The 20,663-nt window shown below is 55.4% G+C and carries 12 protein-coding genes and 4 tRNA genes; 5 read left to right on the top strand and 11 right to left on the bottom strand.

Going from position 1 to position 20,663, the window contains the following annotated elements; all coding sequences use genetic code 11:
- Positions 1 to 103: 103 nt before the first annotated feature.
- The 7 genes from ACAM29_RS18520 to ACAM29_RS18490 form a co-directional block, all read right to left on the bottom strand.
- Positions 104 to 179: transfer RNA gene (locus tag ACAM29_RS18520), tRNA-Lys, on the bottom strand.
- A 15-nt stretch (positions 180 to 194) separates the two neighbouring features.
- A tRNA-Lys gene (locus ACAM29_RS18515) sits at positions 195 to 270 on the bottom strand.
- Between the two features lie 44 nt (positions 271 to 314).
- Positions 315 to 390, bottom strand: a tRNA-Asn gene (locus ACAM29_RS18510).
- 23 nt (positions 391 to 413) lie between these two features.
- A tRNA-Ser gene (locus ACAM29_RS18505) sits at positions 414 to 501 on the bottom strand.
- Between the two features lie 78 nt (positions 502 to 579).
- Positions 580 to 3,372 (bottom strand): EAL domain-containing protein, encoded by a 2,793-nt coding sequence (locus ACAM29_RS18500; protein ID WP_369625014.1) that lies wholly within the window; start codon positions 3,370 to 3,372, stop codon positions 580 to 582.
- Positions 3,356 to 4,327, bottom strand: a complete 972-nt coding sequence (locus ACAM29_RS18495) for an ABC transporter substrate-binding protein (RefSeq protein ID WP_369625013.1) — start codon at positions 4,325 to 4,327, stop codon at positions 3,356 to 3,358. Before ACAM29_RS18495 ends, ACAM29_RS18500 begins: the two co-directional genes overlap by 17 nt.
- A gap of 516 nt (positions 4,328 to 4,843) precedes the next feature.
- A complete protein-coding gene (locus ACAM29_RS18490; protein WP_091827289.1) occupies positions 4,844 to 5,305 on the bottom strand; it encodes a C40 family peptidase in 462 nt (153 codons plus the stop codon).
- Between the two features lie 139 nt (positions 5,306 to 5,444).
- Here ACAM29_RS18490 and ACAM29_RS18485 point away from each other — a divergent pair, with 139 nt between their 5' ends.
- Both ACAM29_RS18485 and ACAM29_RS18480 read left to right on the top strand, forming a co-directional pair.
- Positions 5,445 to 6,806 (top strand): DEAD/DEAH box helicase, encoded by a 1,362-nt coding sequence (locus ACAM29_RS18485; RefSeq protein ID WP_369625012.1) that lies wholly within the window; start codon positions 5,445 to 5,447, stop codon positions 6,804 to 6,806.
- A 327-nt stretch (positions 6,807 to 7,133) separates the two neighbouring features.
- Positions 7,134 to 8,648 (top strand): acetyl-CoA hydrolase/transferase family protein, encoded by a 1,515-nt coding sequence (locus ACAM29_RS18480; protein ID WP_369625011.1) that lies wholly within the window; start codon positions 7,134 to 7,136, stop codon positions 8,646 to 8,648.
- A gap of 61 nt (positions 8,649 to 8,709) precedes the next feature.
- On the opposite strand, the gene ACAM29_RS18475 is transcribed toward ACAM29_RS18480, so the two are convergent.
- The 3 genes from ACAM29_RS18475 to ACAM29_RS18465 form a co-directional block, all read right to left on the bottom strand.
- Positions 8,710 to 10,293: a metallophosphoesterase gene (locus ACAM29_RS18475; protein ID WP_369625010.1), complete on the bottom strand. Its 1,584-nt coding sequence runs from the start codon at positions 10,291 to 10,293 to the stop codon at positions 8,710 to 8,712.
- 164 nt (positions 10,294 to 10,457) lie between these two features.
- Positions 10,458 to 10,868, bottom strand: coding sequence for a hypothetical protein (locus ACAM29_RS18470; protein ID WP_369625009.1), 411 nt, complete (start codon positions 10,866 to 10,868; stop codon positions 10,458 to 10,460).
- A gap of 40 nt (positions 10,869 to 10,908) precedes the next feature.
- Complete coding sequence (locus ACAM29_RS18465) at positions 10,909 to 11,967, bottom strand: hypothetical protein (RefSeq protein WP_369625008.1); 1,059 nt, start codon at positions 11,965 to 11,967, stop codon at positions 10,909 to 10,911.
- 602 nt (positions 11,968 to 12,569) lie between these two features.
- On the opposite strand from ACAM29_RS18465, the gene ACAM29_RS18460 reads away from it, so the two are divergent.
- The 3 genes from ACAM29_RS18460 to acnA are packed head-to-tail and all read left to right on the top strand — an operon-like array spanning position 12,570 to position 19,000.
- The gene (locus ACAM29_RS18460; RefSeq protein WP_369625007.1) at positions 12,570 to 13,820 is read left to right on the top strand and encodes an MgtC/SapB family protein; all 1,251 of its coding nucleotides are present in this window, start codon (positions 12,570 to 12,572) and stop codon (positions 13,818 to 13,820) included.
- Between the two features lie 23 nt (positions 13,821 to 13,843).
- The gene (locus ACAM29_RS18455) at positions 13,844 to 16,237 is read left to right on the top strand and encodes a Lon protease family protein (protein WP_369625006.1); all 2,394 of its coding nucleotides are present in this window, start codon (positions 13,844 to 13,846) and stop codon (positions 16,235 to 16,237) included.
- 45 nt (positions 16,238 to 16,282) lie between these two features.
- Positions 16,283 to 19,000 (top strand): aconitate hydratase AcnA, encoded by a 2,718-nt coding sequence (gene acnA, locus ACAM29_RS18450; protein ID WP_369625005.1) that lies wholly within the window; start codon positions 16,283 to 16,285, stop codon positions 18,998 to 19,000.
- Here acnA and ACAM29_RS18445 read toward each other — a convergent pair whose 3' ends face one another.
- Entirely contained in the window at positions 19,001 to 20,632 is a 1,632-nt protein-coding gene (locus ACAM29_RS18445) for a methyl-accepting chemotaxis protein (RefSeq protein ID WP_369625004.1), read from the bottom strand.
- Positions 20,633 to 20,663 lie beyond the last annotated feature (31 nt).

The following is a 20,663-nucleotide window of genomic DNA, read 5'->3' as shown; positions in this document are numbered from 1 at the left end:
ACAACAAAATTAGACATGCAAAGGCATATGCCAATCACGCTCTGAACATGATAACGGCTTTGGCAGGAAAAACGATGGCTTGGATCAGGAAGGAATCCGGAAATGGTGGGTCGTATAGGACTTGAACCTATGACCAATTGGTTAAAAGCCAACTGCTCTACCAACTGAGCTAACGACCCTCCGGCAGCGAAGAGTGGTGGGTCGTATAGGACTTGAACCTATGACCAATTGGTTAAAAGCCAACTGCTCTACCAACTGAGCTAACGACCCGCTCTTTGCAGTGACCATGCCAGACAGGCAAGGTCATCATGATTTGGCTCCTCGAGCTGGACTCGAACCAGCGACCAATAGATTAACAGTCTACTGCTCTACCAACTGAGCTATCGAGGAACTGTCCAAATCATCATCCTTAATGGCGGAGGGACAGGGATTCGAACCCTGGGGGCCTCTCGACCCGTCGGTTTTCAAGACCGGTGCTTTCGACCACTCAGCCATCCCTCCAAAGGATGGGCGCAGATTTTACAGTCCTGCGCCGAAGTGTCAAGCGCGAAGGCCAAATTATTTTGCAAGTTACCGAATTCACTGCCTTTTTACGGCTGTATCGCCCAGTTCTTCAAGCCTTCGCGGTGGAGCAAACAGATAGCCCTGTAGCTCATCGCAGGCCTGCTGCCCAAGGAATTCCGCCTGTTCAGGTGTTTCAACCCCTTCGGCCACCACCTTCAACCCCAACGAGTGGGCCAGCAGGATGATGGTTTGCACAATAATCCTGTCATCAGCATCGGTACTAATGTCACGCACGAAAGAGCGATCAATCTTGAGGTAGTCAATGGGCAAACGCTTGAGGTACTCCAGTGATGAGTAACCGGTGCCAAAGTCATCAATCGCCACTTCAACACCGAGTGCCTGCACCTCGGAGAGCTGCGCCACAGTGGTGTTGAAGCTTTCCACCAGCGCGCTCTCCGTCACTTCGATACAGAACTGCTCTGGCCCAAGGTGGTACTCTTCCAAAACCTCACGCAGTGCATCCACCCAGCTGCCACTCTGGAACTGGCGTGGCGACAGGTTGATAGCGACCTGCAGGCCTTTCAGCGGCGTTTGTTGCAGGTCTCGCCCCACCTGATGCAACAGCCAGACCGTCATCGACTCCAGCGCCTGGCTGGCTTCGGCAATGGGAATGAACTCAGCCGGCGATACCAGCCCCAACTCATGGCTGTGCCAGCGCATCAATGCCTCGTAGCCGCAGACTGCGCCGCCAGGCAGTACCTTGGGCTGATAGACCAGATACAGCTCGTCACGCTCAAGCGCTTCGTTCAACCCAGTTTTGATGCGTATATTGCGCTGGTTACGAGCATTGATTTGTGGATCGAAGAACGCATAGCGCCCTCGACCCTGCTCTTTGGCAAAGTACATGGCGGCATCGGCATGGCCTACCAGAGTGTCCTGATCCTCGCCATCACGCGGATAACTGACGATGCCGATACTGGAGCCGATGCGCACAGCATGCCCTTCGACTTTGAATGGGGTTTTCAGCTGATCAATCAGTTTGTTGGCGACCGCAGCCAGGCTGTCATCCCCTTCCGGCTGCGGCAGCAGTACAGTGAACTCGTCCCCCCCAAGACGGAAGGCACTGTCCGACTCCCGCAGGCAACCCTTGAGCCGCTCGGCCACCTGACACAGCAGCTGGTCTCCCACGGCATGGCCATGGCTATCGTTGACTTCCTTAAACAGGTCCAAGTCGATGAACAATAAACCGAAAGGTTCATCGTAACGCTTACCCCGACGAAGTGCTTCTGACACTCGGCGCATGAACTCAGTGCGATTGTAGAGGCCGGTCAGCGTATCGTGGTAGGCGAGATGATGCAGGTTGCGCTCTACGTTTTTCTCTTCAGTGATGTCCTGAAAAATGCCAAAGTAACCATCCAGCTCACCCTTGCGATTGAGTATGGTGCTGATTGACAGGCGCACTGGATAAACCGTTTTGTCAGCTCTGCGGTTCCACAGTTCACCGTTCCATTTGCCATTGCGCTGAATGTCCTGCCACATGCGGGCGTAGAATGCCGCGTCCTGATGCTCGGATTTCTGAACTGATGGAAGCTGCCCCAGCAGCTCCTCGCGACCGTAACCGGTCATATCAAGCAACGACTGGTTCACGTCCACAATGCGGTTTTCAGCATCGGTAATCATGATCCCTTCAGCCGAGTGTTCAAAAATGCGCTGGGCGATACGCGCCAGATTCTCGTTGCGCTCCTGCTCAGTCACATCGGTGGCAACAGTGCATAAGGCATAGGGCATGCCATCTTCCCCCACCAGGGGAAACTTGACCATGAACCAGTTGTGCATCTCCCCTTTTACCGGCAAGTTCGCCTGAAACTGCATTGCCTTGCCTGTTTGCATCACCTCGCGATCACGCTTTGCAACCTCTCCTGCCCAGGGTTCGGGAACCAGATCAAACACGGTTGAGCCATTCTCGTCAGGTTTTCCAAGGGTTTCGATAAACCGTTCGTTGACCATGCGGTAGAACCCCTTGGGGTCCTTGATGTACACCATGGAGGGGATAAAACGCAGGATATTTTCCATCTGTCGATTGGCCTGCAGCAATTGCCCCCGGCTTTGTTCAAGTCGCGCCGCCATCTTGTCAATGGCCTGTCCGATCAGGCTCAACTCATCGCGCCCCTTGAGGCCCGTACGCTGCCCCAGCTCATCGGCAGCCAGTGCCGCCGCCGTATTGGTGATCAACAGCAGGCGCCGACTCACCGCTCGCTCAATCAATATCCATGCCAGGGTCGCCAGCAGCACCACCGCCAGTGCTACCCACACAAAGAGCCGGTCCAGCCGGTGCAACAAGGGCGCCATGGAACGCTCAAGATCCAGCTCAACCAGCACCAACCCCCAGCTATCCTGCAGAGAAGCGTTCCGATCAAAGTAAATGTAGGGCATCAGGCCATACAGGGTATTTTCACCCGCATTCTGGTGCTGATAGATCGGTTGCCGAGAGGTTGTCGCTTGAGCGATCAGTTCAGGGGCAAAATGCAGTCCAAGGCTGCTCAGTGGCCGACCCACTTGAGCAAGGCGACTGGAGGCAATCACCTGTCCCTGAGGATCGGTCACTAACAGGTATTTGACTTCACGATGTGCGCTGCTGGCAGCGACTTCGCGTTTTACACCTTCCAGATCACCGTGACCTAGCATGTACTCGGTCGTACCCTGCAATCGATTGAGTGTATAGCGCAGGCTGTCTTCCATGTTCTGATGCAGAAGCTGGCCCAGATAGGGTTTGATCAGACCGAAGGCCAGTACCAGCATCAGAAGTGCAAACAGCACGATGGTGATAGGAATGATACGCCGCAGCGGCAACTCAGTGATCAGTTTCATAGCTCGGATAATCCGCGTAGACCAGCCCTGACAGGTCAGGCAACTGTTGCATCAGTCCCTGCTCAAGCATCAGCCTTGCCAGCGCTTCTGCCTGCTTTTGCAGCTCAGAAGGCTTGCCGCTCATCAGGACTGAGGAGCGTTTCGGGCCCGGCTGTTCCAGTTGTTGCAGGCTTCTGAGTACTTCAGCGGCCGAACCGCCAATACGGGCCGTCATCACCTCGGCCGCCGCCTCTGGCGACTGGTGCAGATATTCCAGCGCCCGATGCCAGGCATCTATAAGATGATGGATCTGCCTGCGGTGGGATTTCAGCAGTGACTCACGCACTACCAGCAAATCCACCACTTCTCCTGGAATCATTGAAGAGTCAAACAGTATGACCGCCCCCTGCGCCAACAACTGTTGACGAACGGGTTCAAACGTCACCACCGCATCCACCTGGCCTTTGAGCCAAGCTTCATGGTGTTCGTTAACTTCAAGATGAACAATCTCTACATCCGTGGCGCTCATCCCATGCAATGCAAGCGCACGTGACAGCATGTAGGCACCCAGTGCCGTCGCCTCTACCCCGACACGCTTGCCACTCAGGTCTTGTATCTGCTTAAAACCTGGACGCGCCAGAATGACATCAGCCCCGTTGGATATATCCGCCACCTGTACAATCACTGGCTTCAGGCCAGCTTCACGCAGACTAATCACTTCATCCAGTGTCAGCGCTGCCGCGTCAATGGCACCGTTGCGGTAGGCACGCATGACCTCACTGGCCGACAGGAGCTCAACCAACGCAACGTCATCTCCCGACAGATAGCCCCGTTCACGTGCAAGATAAAGCGGCTCATAACCGGGCCAGAGGTTTGTGCCCAGCTTGATAGGGGATGAAGGGGGCGACAGACACGCTGTCACCAGAAAGGGGATCAGCAGCAGACACAGTATTTGTAGTCGTCTCTTCAGCCGCATCCCGGCAACTCTCCATGACTAAATATGACGACAGTTTACCGCAACCAGGCAGCCAAGTCCTCGCTGCCGGAACCAAAACGGGATGCTCGATACCAAAGTTCCATACCCTGTGAATTACTCTACAGACCCGAGTCGAATTGTCTTCATGCATACATGTTATGCACTAAAGTATTCACAATCCACAAGCCTTTTCGATGCGGTTGATAACCTGATCCGTTTTGCTCACATATTCTGTGTAAAACCTCATGGATAAGTTCGGGACAGTGTGCAAAACAAAACAATAACTATCTGTAAATAAAAGATATTTCAAAAGCGTACAATTCTTGATCGAGATAGAGATGGTTTTCCTCAGGCCCGTTTTGTCAACCCCAATCCCGACACCAATTCCGTTAAGTTAACGCTTTATCTGAAGTAGAGCCTGATTTTTATTCACACCTCAGACAGGATCGTAAAACATTTCCCTTTGGCCTGTGCATGAAACCTGTATGGGCTGAGGATGAAAGTCCAGAACGCCCCTCAGGGACGCCGCGCCATCCACCACGCGTCTTCCCAGTATGGGTTATCCAGCCGCGAGATCATCACGCCACGACTGGTAGACGCGTGGATAAATTCGCCATTGCCGATATAGATGCCGGCATGTCGCTGCTTCCAGCCAGTCTTGAAAAATACCAGATCAGCCGGTTGCAGCTGATGCCGCTTTACCGGAGAACCTATACGGGCCTGTTTTTCGGTTGTACGGGGTAACTGGGTGCCATTTAGATCTGCATAGACCCGCTGGATAAAGCCGGAACAGTCCACACCTGAACGGTCCTGGCCACCGTAACGATAGGGGGTACCTGCCCACTGGCTGTAGTGGTCAAGGAGTTGCTGTCGCTGTGGATGATGCAGATCAGCGGGCGTATGGCCATAACGCGGAGCGCTGCTGCAGCCCGCCAGCAGCAGCGCCATGAGTGTCAGCAACGTAAATGAGCGTGGCATGACCGTCTCCTGAAGTATTCATGTTTAATGTTTAACCACTCAAGGCATTCAAGGTCAAGCCAATAACCCGCTTCAGTGCAGCTCTATCACGCGCTTTCTGCTAGTATGCTCGCAACTGATTTCAAGCGAGAAAAAACCCGTGTTTGCTGAACTGATGCTGCATGACCGCCTGCTCAAGGCGATCGATAAACTTGGCTTTACCCAACCCACCGCTGTTCAGCTGGCGGCTCTGCCCCCGGCATTGGAGGGCAAGGATCTGATCGTGGGTGCCGAAACCGGCAGCGGCAAAACGCTCGCCTTTGTTATCCCCATGCTGCAGCACTTTCTGGATAACCCATCGCCCAACACCGGCACCCGTGGTTTGATCCTGACCCCCACGCGCGAGCTTGCCGAGCAGGTGTGTCAAAGCGTCAAGGATCTGGCCACCTTTACCCGCGTCACCACCATGACCGTCTGTGGCGGCACCGGCTTCAAGGAGCAGGCCGCCGAGATGCGCAAGAACCCGGAAATTCTTGTGGCGACTCCAGGCCGCCTGATGGAGCACCTTGAGCGTGAAACCCTGGATTTCGGAGATCTGGAATTCCTGGTTCTGGACGAAGCCGACCGCATGCTGGACATGGGATTCCGTGATGAGGTGCTGGCGATCACCGAGATCTGCCGCAAGAATCGCCAGTCGATGGTGTTTTCCGCCACCCTGACCCACCCCGGGGTGCATGACCTGCTGCCGCGAGTGTTGAACGAGCCGGAACAGCTGCTGCTGAACACGCCGCAAAACGCGCAGGCCAACATCCAGCAGCAGATCATTCTGGCCGATGACGACAAGCACAAGGAGCGTCTGGTGGAGTGGCTGCTGGCCAACGAAACCTATGACAAGGTGATCATCTTCACTAACACCCGTGTCAAGGCGCAGTGGCTGGCCAAGAGCCTGCAGCGCCAGAACCGCCGCTCCGGAGTCCTGCACGGCGAGATGAGTCAGGATGAGCGCAAGCATGTGATGGGGCTGATGCGCAGCGGCAAGATCAATATCCTGGTTGCCACCGACGTGGCCGCCCGAGGCCTCGATATTCAGGGGCTGGACATGGTGATCAACTTCGATATGGCACGCAAGGGTGACGAACACCTGCACCGCGTCGGCCGTACCGGACGCCAGGACAAGCCGGGGTTGGCGATCTGTTTGATCGAGCATACCGAATGGAATTTGATGTCCAGCATTGAGCGTTACCTGCGCATCAAATTCGAGCGCCGCACCTTGAAAGGCGTGGAAGCCAACTACAAAGGGCCGAAGAAGCTGAAAGCCTCGGGCAAGGCTGCCGGTACCAAAAAGAAAAAGAGTGACGGCAAGGACGGCAAGAAGTCAGCCGCCAAACCCGAGGGCAAACAGCGCCTGCGTGATCGCAAACAGGTGGGCAAGCGCCGTACGACCGCAGCACCCAAGCCCCCTGCCGATTTGGCTGATGGCTTTATGCCGTTGAAGAAAAAACGTTCCGACAGCGACAGCTAATCCCGCGTTGTACTGCCACTGATGCCGGCCCGCTGCTTCCTGCAGTGACCGGCTTTCACCATCGCCTCCACCCCGACCTGTCCCCAGCGCATCAGAGTTCTCACCCAAAGAGCGATCGCTCTTTGTTGTTATAATCGCAACTTTATTTCGCAAAATCGACAACAAAAAGCATTATTTTTGCCCGAATCAGGCCACTGTTTTACATAATTGCAACAATCAAACTACATACATTCCCGCATTCACTGCTAGAATCCGCCTCCACCAGACTGCGTAAATATTAATCACTATCAGAATATGCAGGCTTGTTGACAACAAACAGGAACGACCATGTCTTCAACTTCACGAATTTTGTGTTCGCGTTTGCGTGAGCGCATCATGAGCGCCGAACAGGCCGCTGAACTGATCTCTCCCGGCGCCAACGTCGGCATGAGCGGCTTCACCGGTGCCGGTTACCCCAAGGCTGTACCCGCGGCGCTGGCCGAGCGTATTCGCCATCACAATGCCGCCGGCGGCAAACCGTTTCGGATCAATGTCTGGACCGGTGCCTCCACTGCTCCCGAGTTGGATGGCGCACTGGCGGAAGTGGATGGCATCGAAATGCGGCTGCCGTTCCAGAGCGACCCGATCTGCCGCGGGCGGATCAACAGTGGCACGATGGAGTATGTGGATTACCACCTATCTGAAGTGTCGCAATACGCCTGGTCAGGCTTTCTCGGCAAGATGGATATCGCCCTGATCGAAGTCGCCGGTATCCGCGAGGATGGCAGCCTGATCCCTTCTTCGTCCGTCGGCAACAACAAGACCTGGATCGAGCAGGCCGACAAAATCATTCTTGAGGTCAACGCCCAGCAAAACGCCAAGCTGGAAGGGATGCACGATATCTATTACGGTACCGCCCTGCCCCCCAATCGCAAACCGATCATGCTGACCCATCCGGCGGATCGCATCGGTGAAGCCTATCTGCACTGCCCTGTGGATAAAGTGATTGCAGTGGTGGAAACCTCGGCGGCGGATCGCAACTCCCCGTTCAAGGCACCGGATGCCACCTCCAGGCGGATCGCCGAGCACATTCTCGAATTCTTCCAGCGCGAGATCGAAATCGGTCGCCTGCCAAAAGAGTTGCTGCCGATTCAGTCCGGTGTGGGCAACATCCCCAATGCGGTACTGGAAGGGTTGGATGCAGGCCCGTTCAAGAACCTGACTGCCTTCACCGAAGTGATTCAGGACGGCATGCTGAAGATGCTCAAGTCCGGCACCCTGGGCGTTGCCTCGGCCACCGCCTTCTCATTGAGTCCCGACGGCATCCGCGAGTTCGATGAGAATATCGACCTGTACCGCGACAAGATCATTCTGCGCCAGCAGGACATCTCCAACCATCCGGAGCTTGCCCGTCGGCTCGGCATCATCGCCATGAACGGGCTGATCGAAGCCGATCTTTACGGCAACGTGAACTCGACCCACATCATGGGCAGCCGGATGATGAACGGTATCGGCGGTTCAGGGGATTTTGCCCGCAACGGCTATCTGTCGATCTTTGTCTCGCCCTCCACGGCCAAGGACGGCGCGATCTCCTCCATCGTGCCGATGGTGTCCCATGTGGATCACACCGAGCACGACGTGAAGATCATCGTCACCGAACAGGGTCTGGCGGATCTGCGCGGACTGTCACCCCGCCAGCGTGCCCATGCGATCATAAACAACTGTGCACATCCGGATTTCCGCGAACGCCTGCTGGACTATTTCAACCGCGCCTGTGCCAGCGGTCGCGGCATGCATACGCCACACCTGCTGGATGAAGCCCTGAGCTGGCACCAGCGCTACGAAACCGAGGGGCGGATGTAACCCGCCCCTCAATCCCGATGCTCTAAGCGTTTGGCGCCCCTCCTGAGGCGCCTTTTTTTGCTCAAACACCGCGATCAAGGCGCCGATAGAGCTCTGCCGGAAACCCCGCCGCCCTCATTCTTTCAACCACTGGCGCGTGATCATAGGTCAGTGCTTTCAAAACAACCTCATCCTGCTCGGGATCATAGATTGCGAACTGAGCTGAAGGGTACCCATTACGTGGCTGCCCGACCGAGCCCGGGCATATTAATGCGTGCTGGAAGTCACTCAGTGAAAGGCGTTCGTCAGTACGGTGACGATCCTGGCCTTCGGCGTCCCGCCCATACAGGCCCGGCATATGAGAGTGGCCATGAAAACAGAGCCGGCGCTGAAGCTCGCCCAGCTTGTCCAGATTCTCCCTGTAGGTCATCTCGTAAATATAACCATAGAAAAATTCAGGGTCCAAAGGGGACCCATGCAACGCCATCCACTGCGCAGTATCCAGCACCGGAGGCAGCCTCTTGAGCCACTTCAGCTGCTCATCCGAGAGCTGCTCCCGCGTCCACTCGGCCACATAACGGGCATTTTTTGACAGCCCCCGGTCAAAAGCCCCCAGGGCAATAGAATGATCATGGTTCCCCTTGATAATATAAAACCCGGAGCTCTGCAGCCGTTCCACCACTGCGATTGCATCGGGGCCGTAACCAACCAGGTCCCCCAGCACTACTCCCTGCTCTATTCCCTCCTGTTGCAACCAGTCAAGAACAGACTCAAGAGCTGGCATATTCGCATGTACATCCGCCAGTAAAGCCAACGGTCGAGCTGAATCCAGAGTTTGTTCGCTCCGGCCGCTCAGTACCTGTCCCTGAGCATTCAGGCCTGCTATGGAGTCGGCGTCAGGTACTGAAAGCTCTGCGGCATTCGGCATTGACCAGCCCATTGAAATCCTGCTGGTGTCACCTTTCTGCCCCCCCGGAGAATCGGTCAAGGTAGCGCAGATCAGATTGGCGATATCTCGTTTCTTGCCTGCCGGCATGAAGGCTGAGCGCAACTGATAGGCAATACTGGCGCGGTAGTTCAAATCTCCAAAAATCTGATCCAGTTGTTTGCCAAGATCCTTTGCCAAGGCTCTGGCAAAATCGCGGTCCAGCCAGTCCAGCTTGCGGATTAAGACGCCAAGCATCATTGAGAAGGAGATAAACTTGTCCCACTCATATAGTTCATCATCCACGTAAAAAAGCCCGCTATCGGCATCAAGAGCGTAGTTGGACAGCCCCTCATCCAATTTGACTTCAAATTCCTGTGCCTTTATCAAATACATTCTGAACATTTCGGAAAACGCCTGAAGAGCATCCGCTCGAGCCTGCTTAGTTCCCGGTTTTAACTCCAAAAACTTATGCAGTGGACGCAGCCGAGGCGTGATATTCCCTATCAATACTTCTTCATCCTGAAGCTTGACGCCATCCTGTTCAGAATATATATAAAACCAGGTTTTTTTCGGATGATGGATTTCCAGCTTGCATTCTCTTTCCAGCACTTTTCTCAGCCAGGGGTCGGCTTGCCGAGCGGTCAGCCTGAGGTCACGCCGAATTTTTACAACCTCATGATTGCTGGCATAAATTTGGGTCTCAGGGCGCCCGGTAAAATCACCGTTGACAGAGAGCATCCTGGCACCCTGTAACATCGTCTCGTGTATTTTCTCAGGACTAAAACCTTCATTTCTTCTGACTACACCCGCTATTTTAAGCTTTTTCTTCAGCATCAATTGACCCATGCATAATGAAAGAGCAGCAATCCATGCTGCTTGCTCTTTTTAAAAACTGGCAGCTATCAGGAAGGACAGAATTCTGCAATTTTAGGCAGATTGGTGCGGACTGCTGCCCAACCCATTCCCAGGTTGGTATTACGGCTGGTAATAAGCACAACCAGAGAATTAGGCTTTTCAGGTACCACCGCCATAAAATGATAGGTTTTTTCAGTACTCATCTGTACTTCCTGGATCATGTGGCGCACAGGCTGACCGCGCTGACTGGACAACAGCGACTCCACGGCTCGTACATTACGCCCGCGCATCATATCGACAGCGGCCGCCGCAACAGCTTCCAGATACGAAGAAGTAAAATAGGGGACATTATGGGCAACAGACAATAGCAGTCCGCTCTCCAGGTCAACTACAGCACATCCCAGAGCACCATCAACATCATTCACAATGCCCTGCATCATTTCATCCAATTTAGACATGATCTTTCAACTCACAATTCAAGATAATTGGTAATACATGCTACCGCTTTATTTTGCGCAGCACCCGATCCCATAAGCCAGAACTCGGCTTCTGGACTTCCTTTTTATCTTTTTTATTTTTTGTATCTTTAATAATCAATCCTTCGTAAAAGCAGGCCTCAACAAATCCCTTTACCTGCTCAACGTCCATACCAGTCCCCGCTGCTATATCGACCAGGCTTGCCTTATTTGTTCGCATAAAAGCGGCTACTTTAAGGTGTTCAGCCCTAAGTCCGGGAAGACTTACCGATGGCCATCCTGAAAGTCTAAAAACCGTATTTTCCGCATCAATTTCCAGGTTGTGAAAATTGGAGTGCAGAGCCATAAACCATTTTAAATTTGATAACGGCCTCTCAATAAAAATCTTCTTTTCCAATTCGGATAAAAGCCCGGCCTTATCAATGGCAGACATGTAAAACTTCTTGCTTAAAGAAACACCTTCCAGAAAAACTTGAATTTCAATACTCGAGTAAAATCGGCATTCTTCAAAATCTATCAGAACGACCTCACCTGACTGGATTAATATCTTATGGTAAAAATTATCACTTTTAACATCCACATTATGGATATATTCCGCAATAGTTCCTAGCCAGGACCGCTTTTCCCTGCTCAAGCCTTTCCCTGATGATTCCAGGCTGTTGCTGATTTCCGAACCCAATTTCACTGATGTCTGCCCCTCCGGCTGATCCATCACGTGGGTCAACGTGGGAACACTGGCAGTATTTTTAACAGGCACCCGGGGCACAGGGCGAAGCCTGTTCGAATGTTTCTCAAGCCAGGTATCTACCTGATTAAGAACGCTGACCAGTTCAGAAAAGATCGGAACGCCACTGGAGTCCATACCCAGAACAAAAAAACCATCCTCCGGTTTTAACTCTGCTGTACTATTACTTTTCAGATCGGTACAGCAGATCAGAGGCCTGAAATTCCCTGTCTTCTGATAATCCTCTTGCCTGCACAGCCAAACATCTGCATGCTCACGCCGAGGTTCCAGAACCCAGCTTGAGTTCAGCCGGATCTCGGCCAGTACAAGTACCGAGAGTAAGTTTTCCCTGTCCATCCCACATAACCCCTCAAAATAGAGGGATATTTCCCTTGTTGGCTCCATATCCTTCACTCTGCGTTGAAACAGGTCTCAGCTCGAAGAAATTACAAAACGAGCCGCTAAAGTTAAAATTCAATTTAATTTAAATTTGATGTAGTAAAAACGAACAGGCAACTCAGGTCATAAACCAATTGCAACAACCACATTATAAAACCTGATATCGGATTAACAATATCTAAAACCTCAAATATTTCAAGCAGGTATGATTTTATTAAAAGATATGAATGTATCAAATTAAAGACATAGAAATCATTATTCCCTGATAGAATTTATGGTTTGCAAGCGAATAGAGACATTATTTCATTCCCCTGATATATCCACCTGTCTGAATTAATTCAAGCCGCAACTCATTTTGTACACCTATCAAACCTTTTCTTTTGGTCATTACCTGACCGGTGCATCTTTGCATGCTTGATACCCCTGAAGGCGACAGAGCAGACGAGGGACAGAGGCTTTCTACGCACATCCTTTTTCAGCACCATTCAACTACGCTGTCAGTCAGGGATCTGTTAGATTTGAGTACAGGGCCATACAGCTGAAGGGGGAGATCAGGCACCATGCACAGCACGCAATTCCTACACATGCTGATCGCCCTGGCTCTGGGCATGCTAATCGGCCTCCAGCGCGGCTGGCACGAGCGCAACACCCCGGCCGGGGGCCGCATTGCCGGCATTCGGACCTTCGGCCTGCTGGCACTGTGTGGTGCTCTGGCAGGCATTCTCTCCTCCCCTCTGGGCCCCGGCATCGCCATCGCCATGGGGCTGGCAGTGACGCTGCTGCTGGGGCTGGCGCACTGGCTCGATTCGAATGATGACCACGACTACGGCATGACCACCGTTGTGGCCGGGATCGTCACCTACCTGACCGGCCTGCTCACCGTACTGGGTGACCTGAGCCTGGCCGTTGCCGTGGCGGTCATCACCACCATCGTGCTGCACTTCAAGCAGACGCTGCATCAGGCGCTGGAGCATCTGAGCGACAGCGAGATGCGCGGTATCCTGCAGCTGGCACTGATCTCGGCCGTACTGCTGCCGGTACTGCCCAACCAGAGCTACGGCCCTTGGGATGCACTCAACCCCTACGAAATCTGGCTGATGGTAGTGCTGATCGCCGGTATCAGTCTGGCGGCCTACTTTGCCATGCGCCTGACCGGGCCCGACAAGGGGGTGATGATTACCAGCATTCTGGGAGGGCTGGCATCCAGTACCGCACTGACCCTGAGTCTGGCACGCATGAATGCCCGCGTGCCCATGCCTCGGCTGCTGGCCTGTGGCATTCTGCTGGCCTCGGCCATCATGTATCCACGCATTCTGCTCGAAGTGGCTGTGATCAACCCCGAGTTACTGCCGCCGCTCCTGCCTCCGATGCTGGCCATGATGCTGGCCTGCGTAATCAGCGCAGTGTGGCTCTGGATCAAACGAGAACCCTATACAGAAGTGGATACCAGCAAGCTCTCGACACAGCCCTTCCAACTGATCCCGGCCCTTCAGTTCGGCCTTTTACTGGCGGCCATCCTGCTGATCGCTCACGGCATTCGAGAGCATATGGGCGAGCAGGGGCTGTGGCTGGTGTCCATTGTCGCCGGCCTGACCGATGTTGATGCCATCACGCTGACGCTGGCTCGCATGGCACAGGACAGCATCGGCAGCGAAACGGCCGTCACCGGAATTACCCTGGCCGCGATCACCAACACATTGGTCAAGGGTGGTCTGGCACTGTTTGCCGGCCATGCTTCACTGTGTCGCCCGCTCTGGCCCGGCTTGCTGTTCGCAGTTGCCCTGGCACTGCTAACCTTATGGATACTCTGAATCCGCAATCAATGGATGCTGACATGCACGAGACCTTGCTGAAACCCGAACAGTTGCGCCATCGCTGTGACCTTGAAGCGCTGGGCATCACCTCAACCACCGATATCACGCCGGACTACTCGGTTCTGGGGCAATCACGGGCGCTGGACGCGATTCAGTTTGCCATCGGCATGGATCATCCCGGCTACAACATTTTTGTCAGCGGCTCTACCGGCGTCGGCAAACGGGAGCTGGTATCCCGCATCGTCAGCGCCGAGGCCGCCAGCGGTGAAGAACCGAGTGATTGTTGCTACATCCACAATTTCGACCGCCCCAACCAGCCGTTCAAACTGATCATGCCCCGAGGCATGGGGCAAAACCTGCATGAAGATCTTCGCAAGCTGATTGAAGTCCTGCTGCTGCGTGTTCCGGCGCAGTTTAAAAGTGATGAATATCGTAACCAGCTGCAGCAACTGAACGACGAGTTTCAGGCGCGAGAGGAGCAAAACTTCAAGGCACTGGGGCAAAAGGCGCGCGAGTCCGGTATCACTCTGATGCGTACTCCCGGTGGTTATACGCTGGGGCCAGTACGTGACGGCAAGCTGATGACGCCGGATCAGTTCAACCAACTGCCGGAGGAAGAGCGGGCCAGAATCAAGGCGGCGGTGGACGAGCTGAATGAGGAACTGACCGAGCTGGTGCATGAGGTTCCAAAAATGCATCAGGAACATCAGGCACGCATCCGCGAGCTGGAGCAGGAAACCACACAGGGTGTCATAGACCCGGCACTGAATAATCTCCGGCAGAAATACGGCAGCCATACCGAAGTGCTCGACTTCCTCGATACCATCCATCAGGACATGATTGAGAATGTGGACGACTTTTTCCCCTCTGAAGAAGAGGAGCGTGCCCCGCTGCACAAACGTGCCCGCTCCGGTAAGTTCCGCCGTTATCAAATCAATGTGCTGGTGGGGCATGAGAAAAACGGCGGTGCGCCCGTTGTCTACGAGGACATTCCCAGCTACCAGAATCTAATCGGTCGAATTGAGTACGAAGCCCACTTCGGCACTTTGAGCACCGATTTCAGCCTGATCCAGCCCGGTGCTCTTCACCGCGCCAACGGCGGCTACCTGGTGGTGGATGCCCAGAAACTGCTCTCCTTCCCTTTTGCCTGGGAGGGCTTGAAACGTGCCCTGCGCAACCGTGAGATTCGCATCGACCCGCTGGAAAAGATGTACGGCATCAGTGGCACCCGCTCGCTGGAGCCGGAGCCGGTACCGCTCAATGTGCGCGTGGTGCTGATCGGAGACCGGCGCCTCTACTATCTGCTCAAGCATTACGATCCGGAGTTCACCACCCTGTTCAAGGTCTATGCCGACTTCGCCGAAGGCTTTGATCGTGACCGCGAGAACCTGCAGGGCTATATCGGCCTGATCGCCATGCTGGTACGTGAAGAGGGTCTGACGCATTTTGACCGCAGTGCGCTGGAAGCGGTGATCGAGCACAGCTCGCGCCAGATGGACGACAGCGAAAAGCTGTCGCTTAACCGCGGGCAACTGATCGACCTGCTGCGCGAGTCCAGTTTCTGGGCCTTGCGCCAGGGCGCATCACAGACCGGTCGCAGCCATGTGCAGAAAGCGATTGAGCAGCAGCGCTACCGTAGCAGCCAGTATTCCGAACTGCTGCAACAGCAGATCGAACGCGGCACCCTGATCGTCAACACCAGCGGCAGCGCCGTTGGGCAAGCAAACGGATTGTCGGTATTCCAGCTGGGCGATCAACGCTTCGGCAAACCCAGTCGAATATCGGCCACCGCCAGAATGGGTACGGGGCGCATGCTGGATATCGAGCGTGAAATCAAACTGGGGGGGCCGCTACACTCCAAGGGAGTGATGATCCTCGGGGCTTGCATCGGTGCCCGTTATGCCCGTAACCAGCCTCTTTCACTCAACGCCAGTCTGGTGTTCGAACAGTCCTATGGCCCGGTGGATGGCGACAGTGCTTCCGCCATCGAGCTTTGCGTGCTGTTGTCCGCCATCACAGGTTTGCCGCTGAAACAGAGTTTTGCCATTACCGGCTCGATCAACCAGCATGGTGAAATTCAGGCAATTGGCGGCGTCAACGAAAAAATCGAAGGCTTCTTTGAGCTGTGTTGCTCCCGTGGGCTGGATGGCAGTCATGGCGTCATCATTCCGGCCAGTAACGAGCCACATCTGATCCTGAGTGAAGAAGTAGTGGATGCCTGTCGCGAAGGGCAGTTTTCCATTCACGCTGTCAGCCAGTTGGATCAGCTGATTGAACTGCTGTTCGGACGAGAAGCCGGGGCTGCCGACCGTGAAGGGCGTTACCCACCCTCTACGGTAAACGGCATCGTGCAGCTGCAACTGTCAGACTGGGCAGAACAGGCGCGCAAGCTCGCCGCCAAGGGAGATGACTAGTCTTGTAAACCTTTTACTCACGCCACAGGCAGGAGGATTCAAACGATGAACGCAGATGAGGTGACACAAACCCTTACACTGGGGTCGAAACAATATACTTACAGCAGTCTGAAACAGGCTGCCGACTCATTGGGTGATATCAGCCGACTGCCCTGTTCACTCAAGGTACTGCTGGAAAATCTGCTGCGCCATATCGATACCGATGCGGTACAGCTTGAAGATCTGCAGGCACTGGTGGACTGGCAGCATCAAGGCGGCCACTCCGAGCGTGAGATCGCCTACCGCCCGGCTCGTGTATTGATGCAGGACTTTACCGGCGTTCCCGGTGTGGCTGACCTGGCCGCCATGCGTGATGCCGTTGCAGCGCTCGGGGCCGACCCACAACAGGTCAATCCGCTGTCGCCAGTGGACCTGGTGATCGACCATTCGGTGATGGTGGACCATTTTGCCAGCGCCGATGCCTTTCATGACAACGTCAAACTCGAAATGGAGCGCAACCACGAGCGTTATGCATTCCTGCGCTGGGGTCAGACCGCGTTTGACAACTTCCGCGTTGTACCACCGGGCACCGGCATCTGCCATCAGGTCAATCTGGAGTATTTGGGTCAGACGGTTTGGCGTGAGGAACGCGACGGCACAACCTGGGTTTACCCGGACACACTGGTGGGGACCGATTCCCACACCACCATGATCAACGGCCTTGGCATTCTGGGTTGGGGCGTGGGCGGCATTGAGGCCGAGGCCGCGATGCTGGGGCAGCCGATCTCCATGCTGATTCCCGAGGTTGTAGGCTTCAAGCTCACCGGCGCGCTGCGCGAAGGGATCACCGCCACCGACCTGGTCCTGACCGTGACCGACATGCTGCGCAAACATGGGGTGGTGGGCAAGTTCGTCGAGTTCTACGGCGACGGTCTGGCGCAGTTGCCACTGGCCGACCGCGCCACTCTGGCCAATATGGCGCCCGAATATGGTGCTACCTGCGGTTTCTTCCCGGTGGACGAGGAAACCCTGCGCTACCTGCGTCTGTCCGGTCGCAGCGAGGAGCAGGTTTCGCTGGTCGAGGCTTACTGCAAGGAACAGGGCCTGTGGCGCAACACAGGCGATGAGCCGATTTTTACCTCAACACTGGAGTTGGATCTGGATACCGTAGAAGCGTCGTTGGCAGGCCCGAAGCGACCTCAGGATCGAGTCGCGCTGAGCCAGCTGAAATCTCGTTTTGACGAGTTGATGGCGCTGAACCTCAGTGCCCCTCCAGCCGATGCAGTGAGCGATCTGGAAGCCGAAGGTGGGCAGACCGCACCGGGCACTCAGGGTGGAGCGGACGTTGAATACGCCGGAGAACGTTTCCGACTCAATCATGGTGCGGTGGTCATTGCCGCCATTACCTCTTGTACCAACACCTCAAACCCCGGCGTCATGCTGGCGGCGGGACTGCTGGCCCAGAAGGCCATCAACCGGGGCCTGAAACGCAAGCCCTGGGTCAAAAGCTCACTGGCACCCGGCTCCAAGGTCGTGACCGAGTACCTGCAGGCAGCAGGGCTGAACACCGCACTGGATCAGCTGGGCTTCAACCTTGTGGGCTACGGTTGTACCACCTGTATCGGCAACTCCGGCCCGCTGCCGGAACCAATCGAAATCGCGGTACGCGAACAGGATCTCACGGTGGCATCCGTACTTTCCGGTAACCGCAACTTCGAGGGCCGTGTTCACCCTGCCGTCAAAACCAACTGGCTGGCTTCACCACCGCTGGTGGTTGCCTTTGCGCTGGCTGGTCGGGTGGATATCAACCTGTCCGATGAGCCGCTCGGAACAGACCAAGATGGCAAACCGGTCTACCTGAAAGAGATCTGGCCCAGCCAGGCCGAGATTGCCGAAGCACTGGAGCGGGTCAACACCGAGATGTTCCAGCGTGAATACGCGGCAGTTTTTGATGGCGATGCTCAGTGGCAGGCGATTGAAGTGGCCACCGGCAAAACCTATGACTGGCCCGAGTCCAGCTATATACAACAACCGCCGTTCTTCAACGGCATGAGCCGCGAGCCTGACCCGGTACGGGACATCACATCTGCTCGTATTCTTGCTCTCTTGGGCGACTCCGTGACCACCGATCATATTTCCCCGGCCGGTGCGATCAAACCGGACAGCCCTGCCGGTCGCTACCTGCAGCAACTTGGAGTAGCGCAGAAAGACTTCAATTCCTACGGCTCTCGCCGTGGCAACCATGAAGTGATGATGCGTGGCACCTTTGCCAACGTACGTATTCGTAACGAGATGCTGGACGGGGTAGAAGGGGGTGAAACCCGCCATTTCCCCAGTGGTGAACAGTTGTCGATTTACGATGCGGCCATGCGCTATCAACAGGACGGACGCGAATTGGTGGTGATCGCTGGCAAGGAATATGGCACCGGCTCGTCACGCGACTGGGCCGCCAAGGGTACGCGTCTGCTCGGCGTGCGAGCGGTAATAGCCGAGTCATTCGAGCGTATCCACCGCTCCAATCTGCTGGGAATGGGGGTATTGCCGCTGGAGTTTGTCGATACCGACCGCAGGCAGCTGAACCTGACCGGCGAGGAAGAGATCAGTCTGACCGGGCTGGATCAGCTCAAGCCACAGCAGCAGCTGACCTTGAGCATCCGCTACCCTGACGGACGCGATGTTCAGGCCAGCGTGCGCTGCCGCATCGATACCGGCAACGAGCTGGCCTACTTCCGCCATGGCGGCATTCTGCACTATGTGCTGCGCCGGATGATCGGCGCTGCCTGATCAGGTTCGGAAGTGCACCACCATATCGTGCATTTCCACCGCCAGCCGTGACAGTTCGCGGCTGGCGGCACTGGTCTGGTTGGCACCGGCAGCGGTCTGGGTGGACAGATCACGGATGTTGACCAGATTCTGATCCACTTCACGGGCGACTTGTGCCTGCTCTTCAGCGGCACTGGCGATCACCAGATTGCGGTCATTGATCTGGCCAATTGACTGGAAGATCTCTTCCAGGGCGGTTGAGGCAGCATTGGCCCCCTGCAATGTGCGTTCGGCGCGCTCACGGCTGGTTTGCATCGACTGCATCACGTTGTCGGTACCTTCACGCATCGCCTGAATCAAGCGCTCAATCTCCGAGGTGGAAGACTGTGTACGCTGTGCCAGCGTGCGCACCTCATCCGCCACCACAGCAAAACCGCGCCCGGCCTCTCCCGCCCGCGCCGCTTCGATCGCTGCGTTCAGCGCCAGCAGGTTAGTTTGCTCCGCCACATTGTGGATTACATCCAGAATCTGACCGATGTTGCGACTGTGCTCGGCAAGCTCACCGACCTGTTTGGCTGTATGCTCCACATCTTCCGCAACCGCATGGATATCGGTAGTGGTAATACGCACCCCTTCACGGCACTGCACCGCCAGTTGATTAGATGCCTGCGATGCTTCGGAAGTGGTCACCGCGTTGACGGCCACATCATCCACCGCCGTGCTCAACTCTGTTATGGCCGTGGCGGCCTGCTGTAACTGATCACTCTGTTGCTGCAGGCCGCGCTGGCTTTCATCGGTCACCGAATTAAGCTCTTCCGCCGCCGATGCCAGCTGGCTGGATGACTCCATCAGCGAGCGGATCATGCTGCGCTTGGTCTGCTGCATCTCCTGCAACGAACGGAACAGATCACCGATCTCATTACGGCTTGCGGTATCAATTGCACGGGTCAGGTCGCCCGATGCGATCGCCTGAAAATGGCTTTGCGCCAGCAGCAGCGGGTCGATCACCTGACGCCGCACAAACCACAGGCTCAGACTCACCAGCAGGAGTGCCAGCAAAGTCACCGCTATCGCTTCTCCCGTGGCCAGATGGTAGGTGCCTTCCGCTGCTTCCATGCGCTTGGCGTTGTTGATACGCATCTGTTGCTGAAACTCCAACAGCGCCGCATAGTAACCCTCACTGGCGTCCCGGGCTTCCAGGTTCGCAGCCAGGAATGCGTCGCGGTTACGGGCCTCCAGCGCCTTGTTCAGACGCTCAATCGCCTGTTGGAACTGTGCGAAACGGCGCTCCATCTGCTGCGCGATCGGCCGGATCAAGTCAGACTTTTGCGCAACAACAAAGGGCTGGAACAGCTCGGCCGCTTCCCGCGCAAAGCGCACCGAAGCATCATGACTGAAGCGGGCATTGTCCAGATTACCGTTCTGGTATTCGGCTTCGGCACCAATCACCGCGAGCCGGGCACGCAGCACAGTGATCAGGGTGTTGGTGACAGGCACCGTTTGCTCACGCGTGATCCGATCCAGTTCGGCCAATGCACGATGAGCATCACGGGCGGCCAGCCAGGCGTTGATACTGGTCAGAACGAGTACGGCACTGAAGGTCAGCAGAATGACCAGCAGTGCCGTACGAATTTTTATATGGTTGAGTTTCATGAGGGCCTTCTAAACTGTTGTTTAAATGCGA

This window comes from Marinobacterium sp. BA1 (assembly GCF_041155135.1).
Classification (GTDB): domain Bacteria; phylum Pseudomonadota; class Gammaproteobacteria; order Pseudomonadales; family Balneatricaceae; genus Marinobacterium; species Marinobacterium iners.
This window is presented reverse-complemented; position numbering and strand designations above follow the sequence as displayed.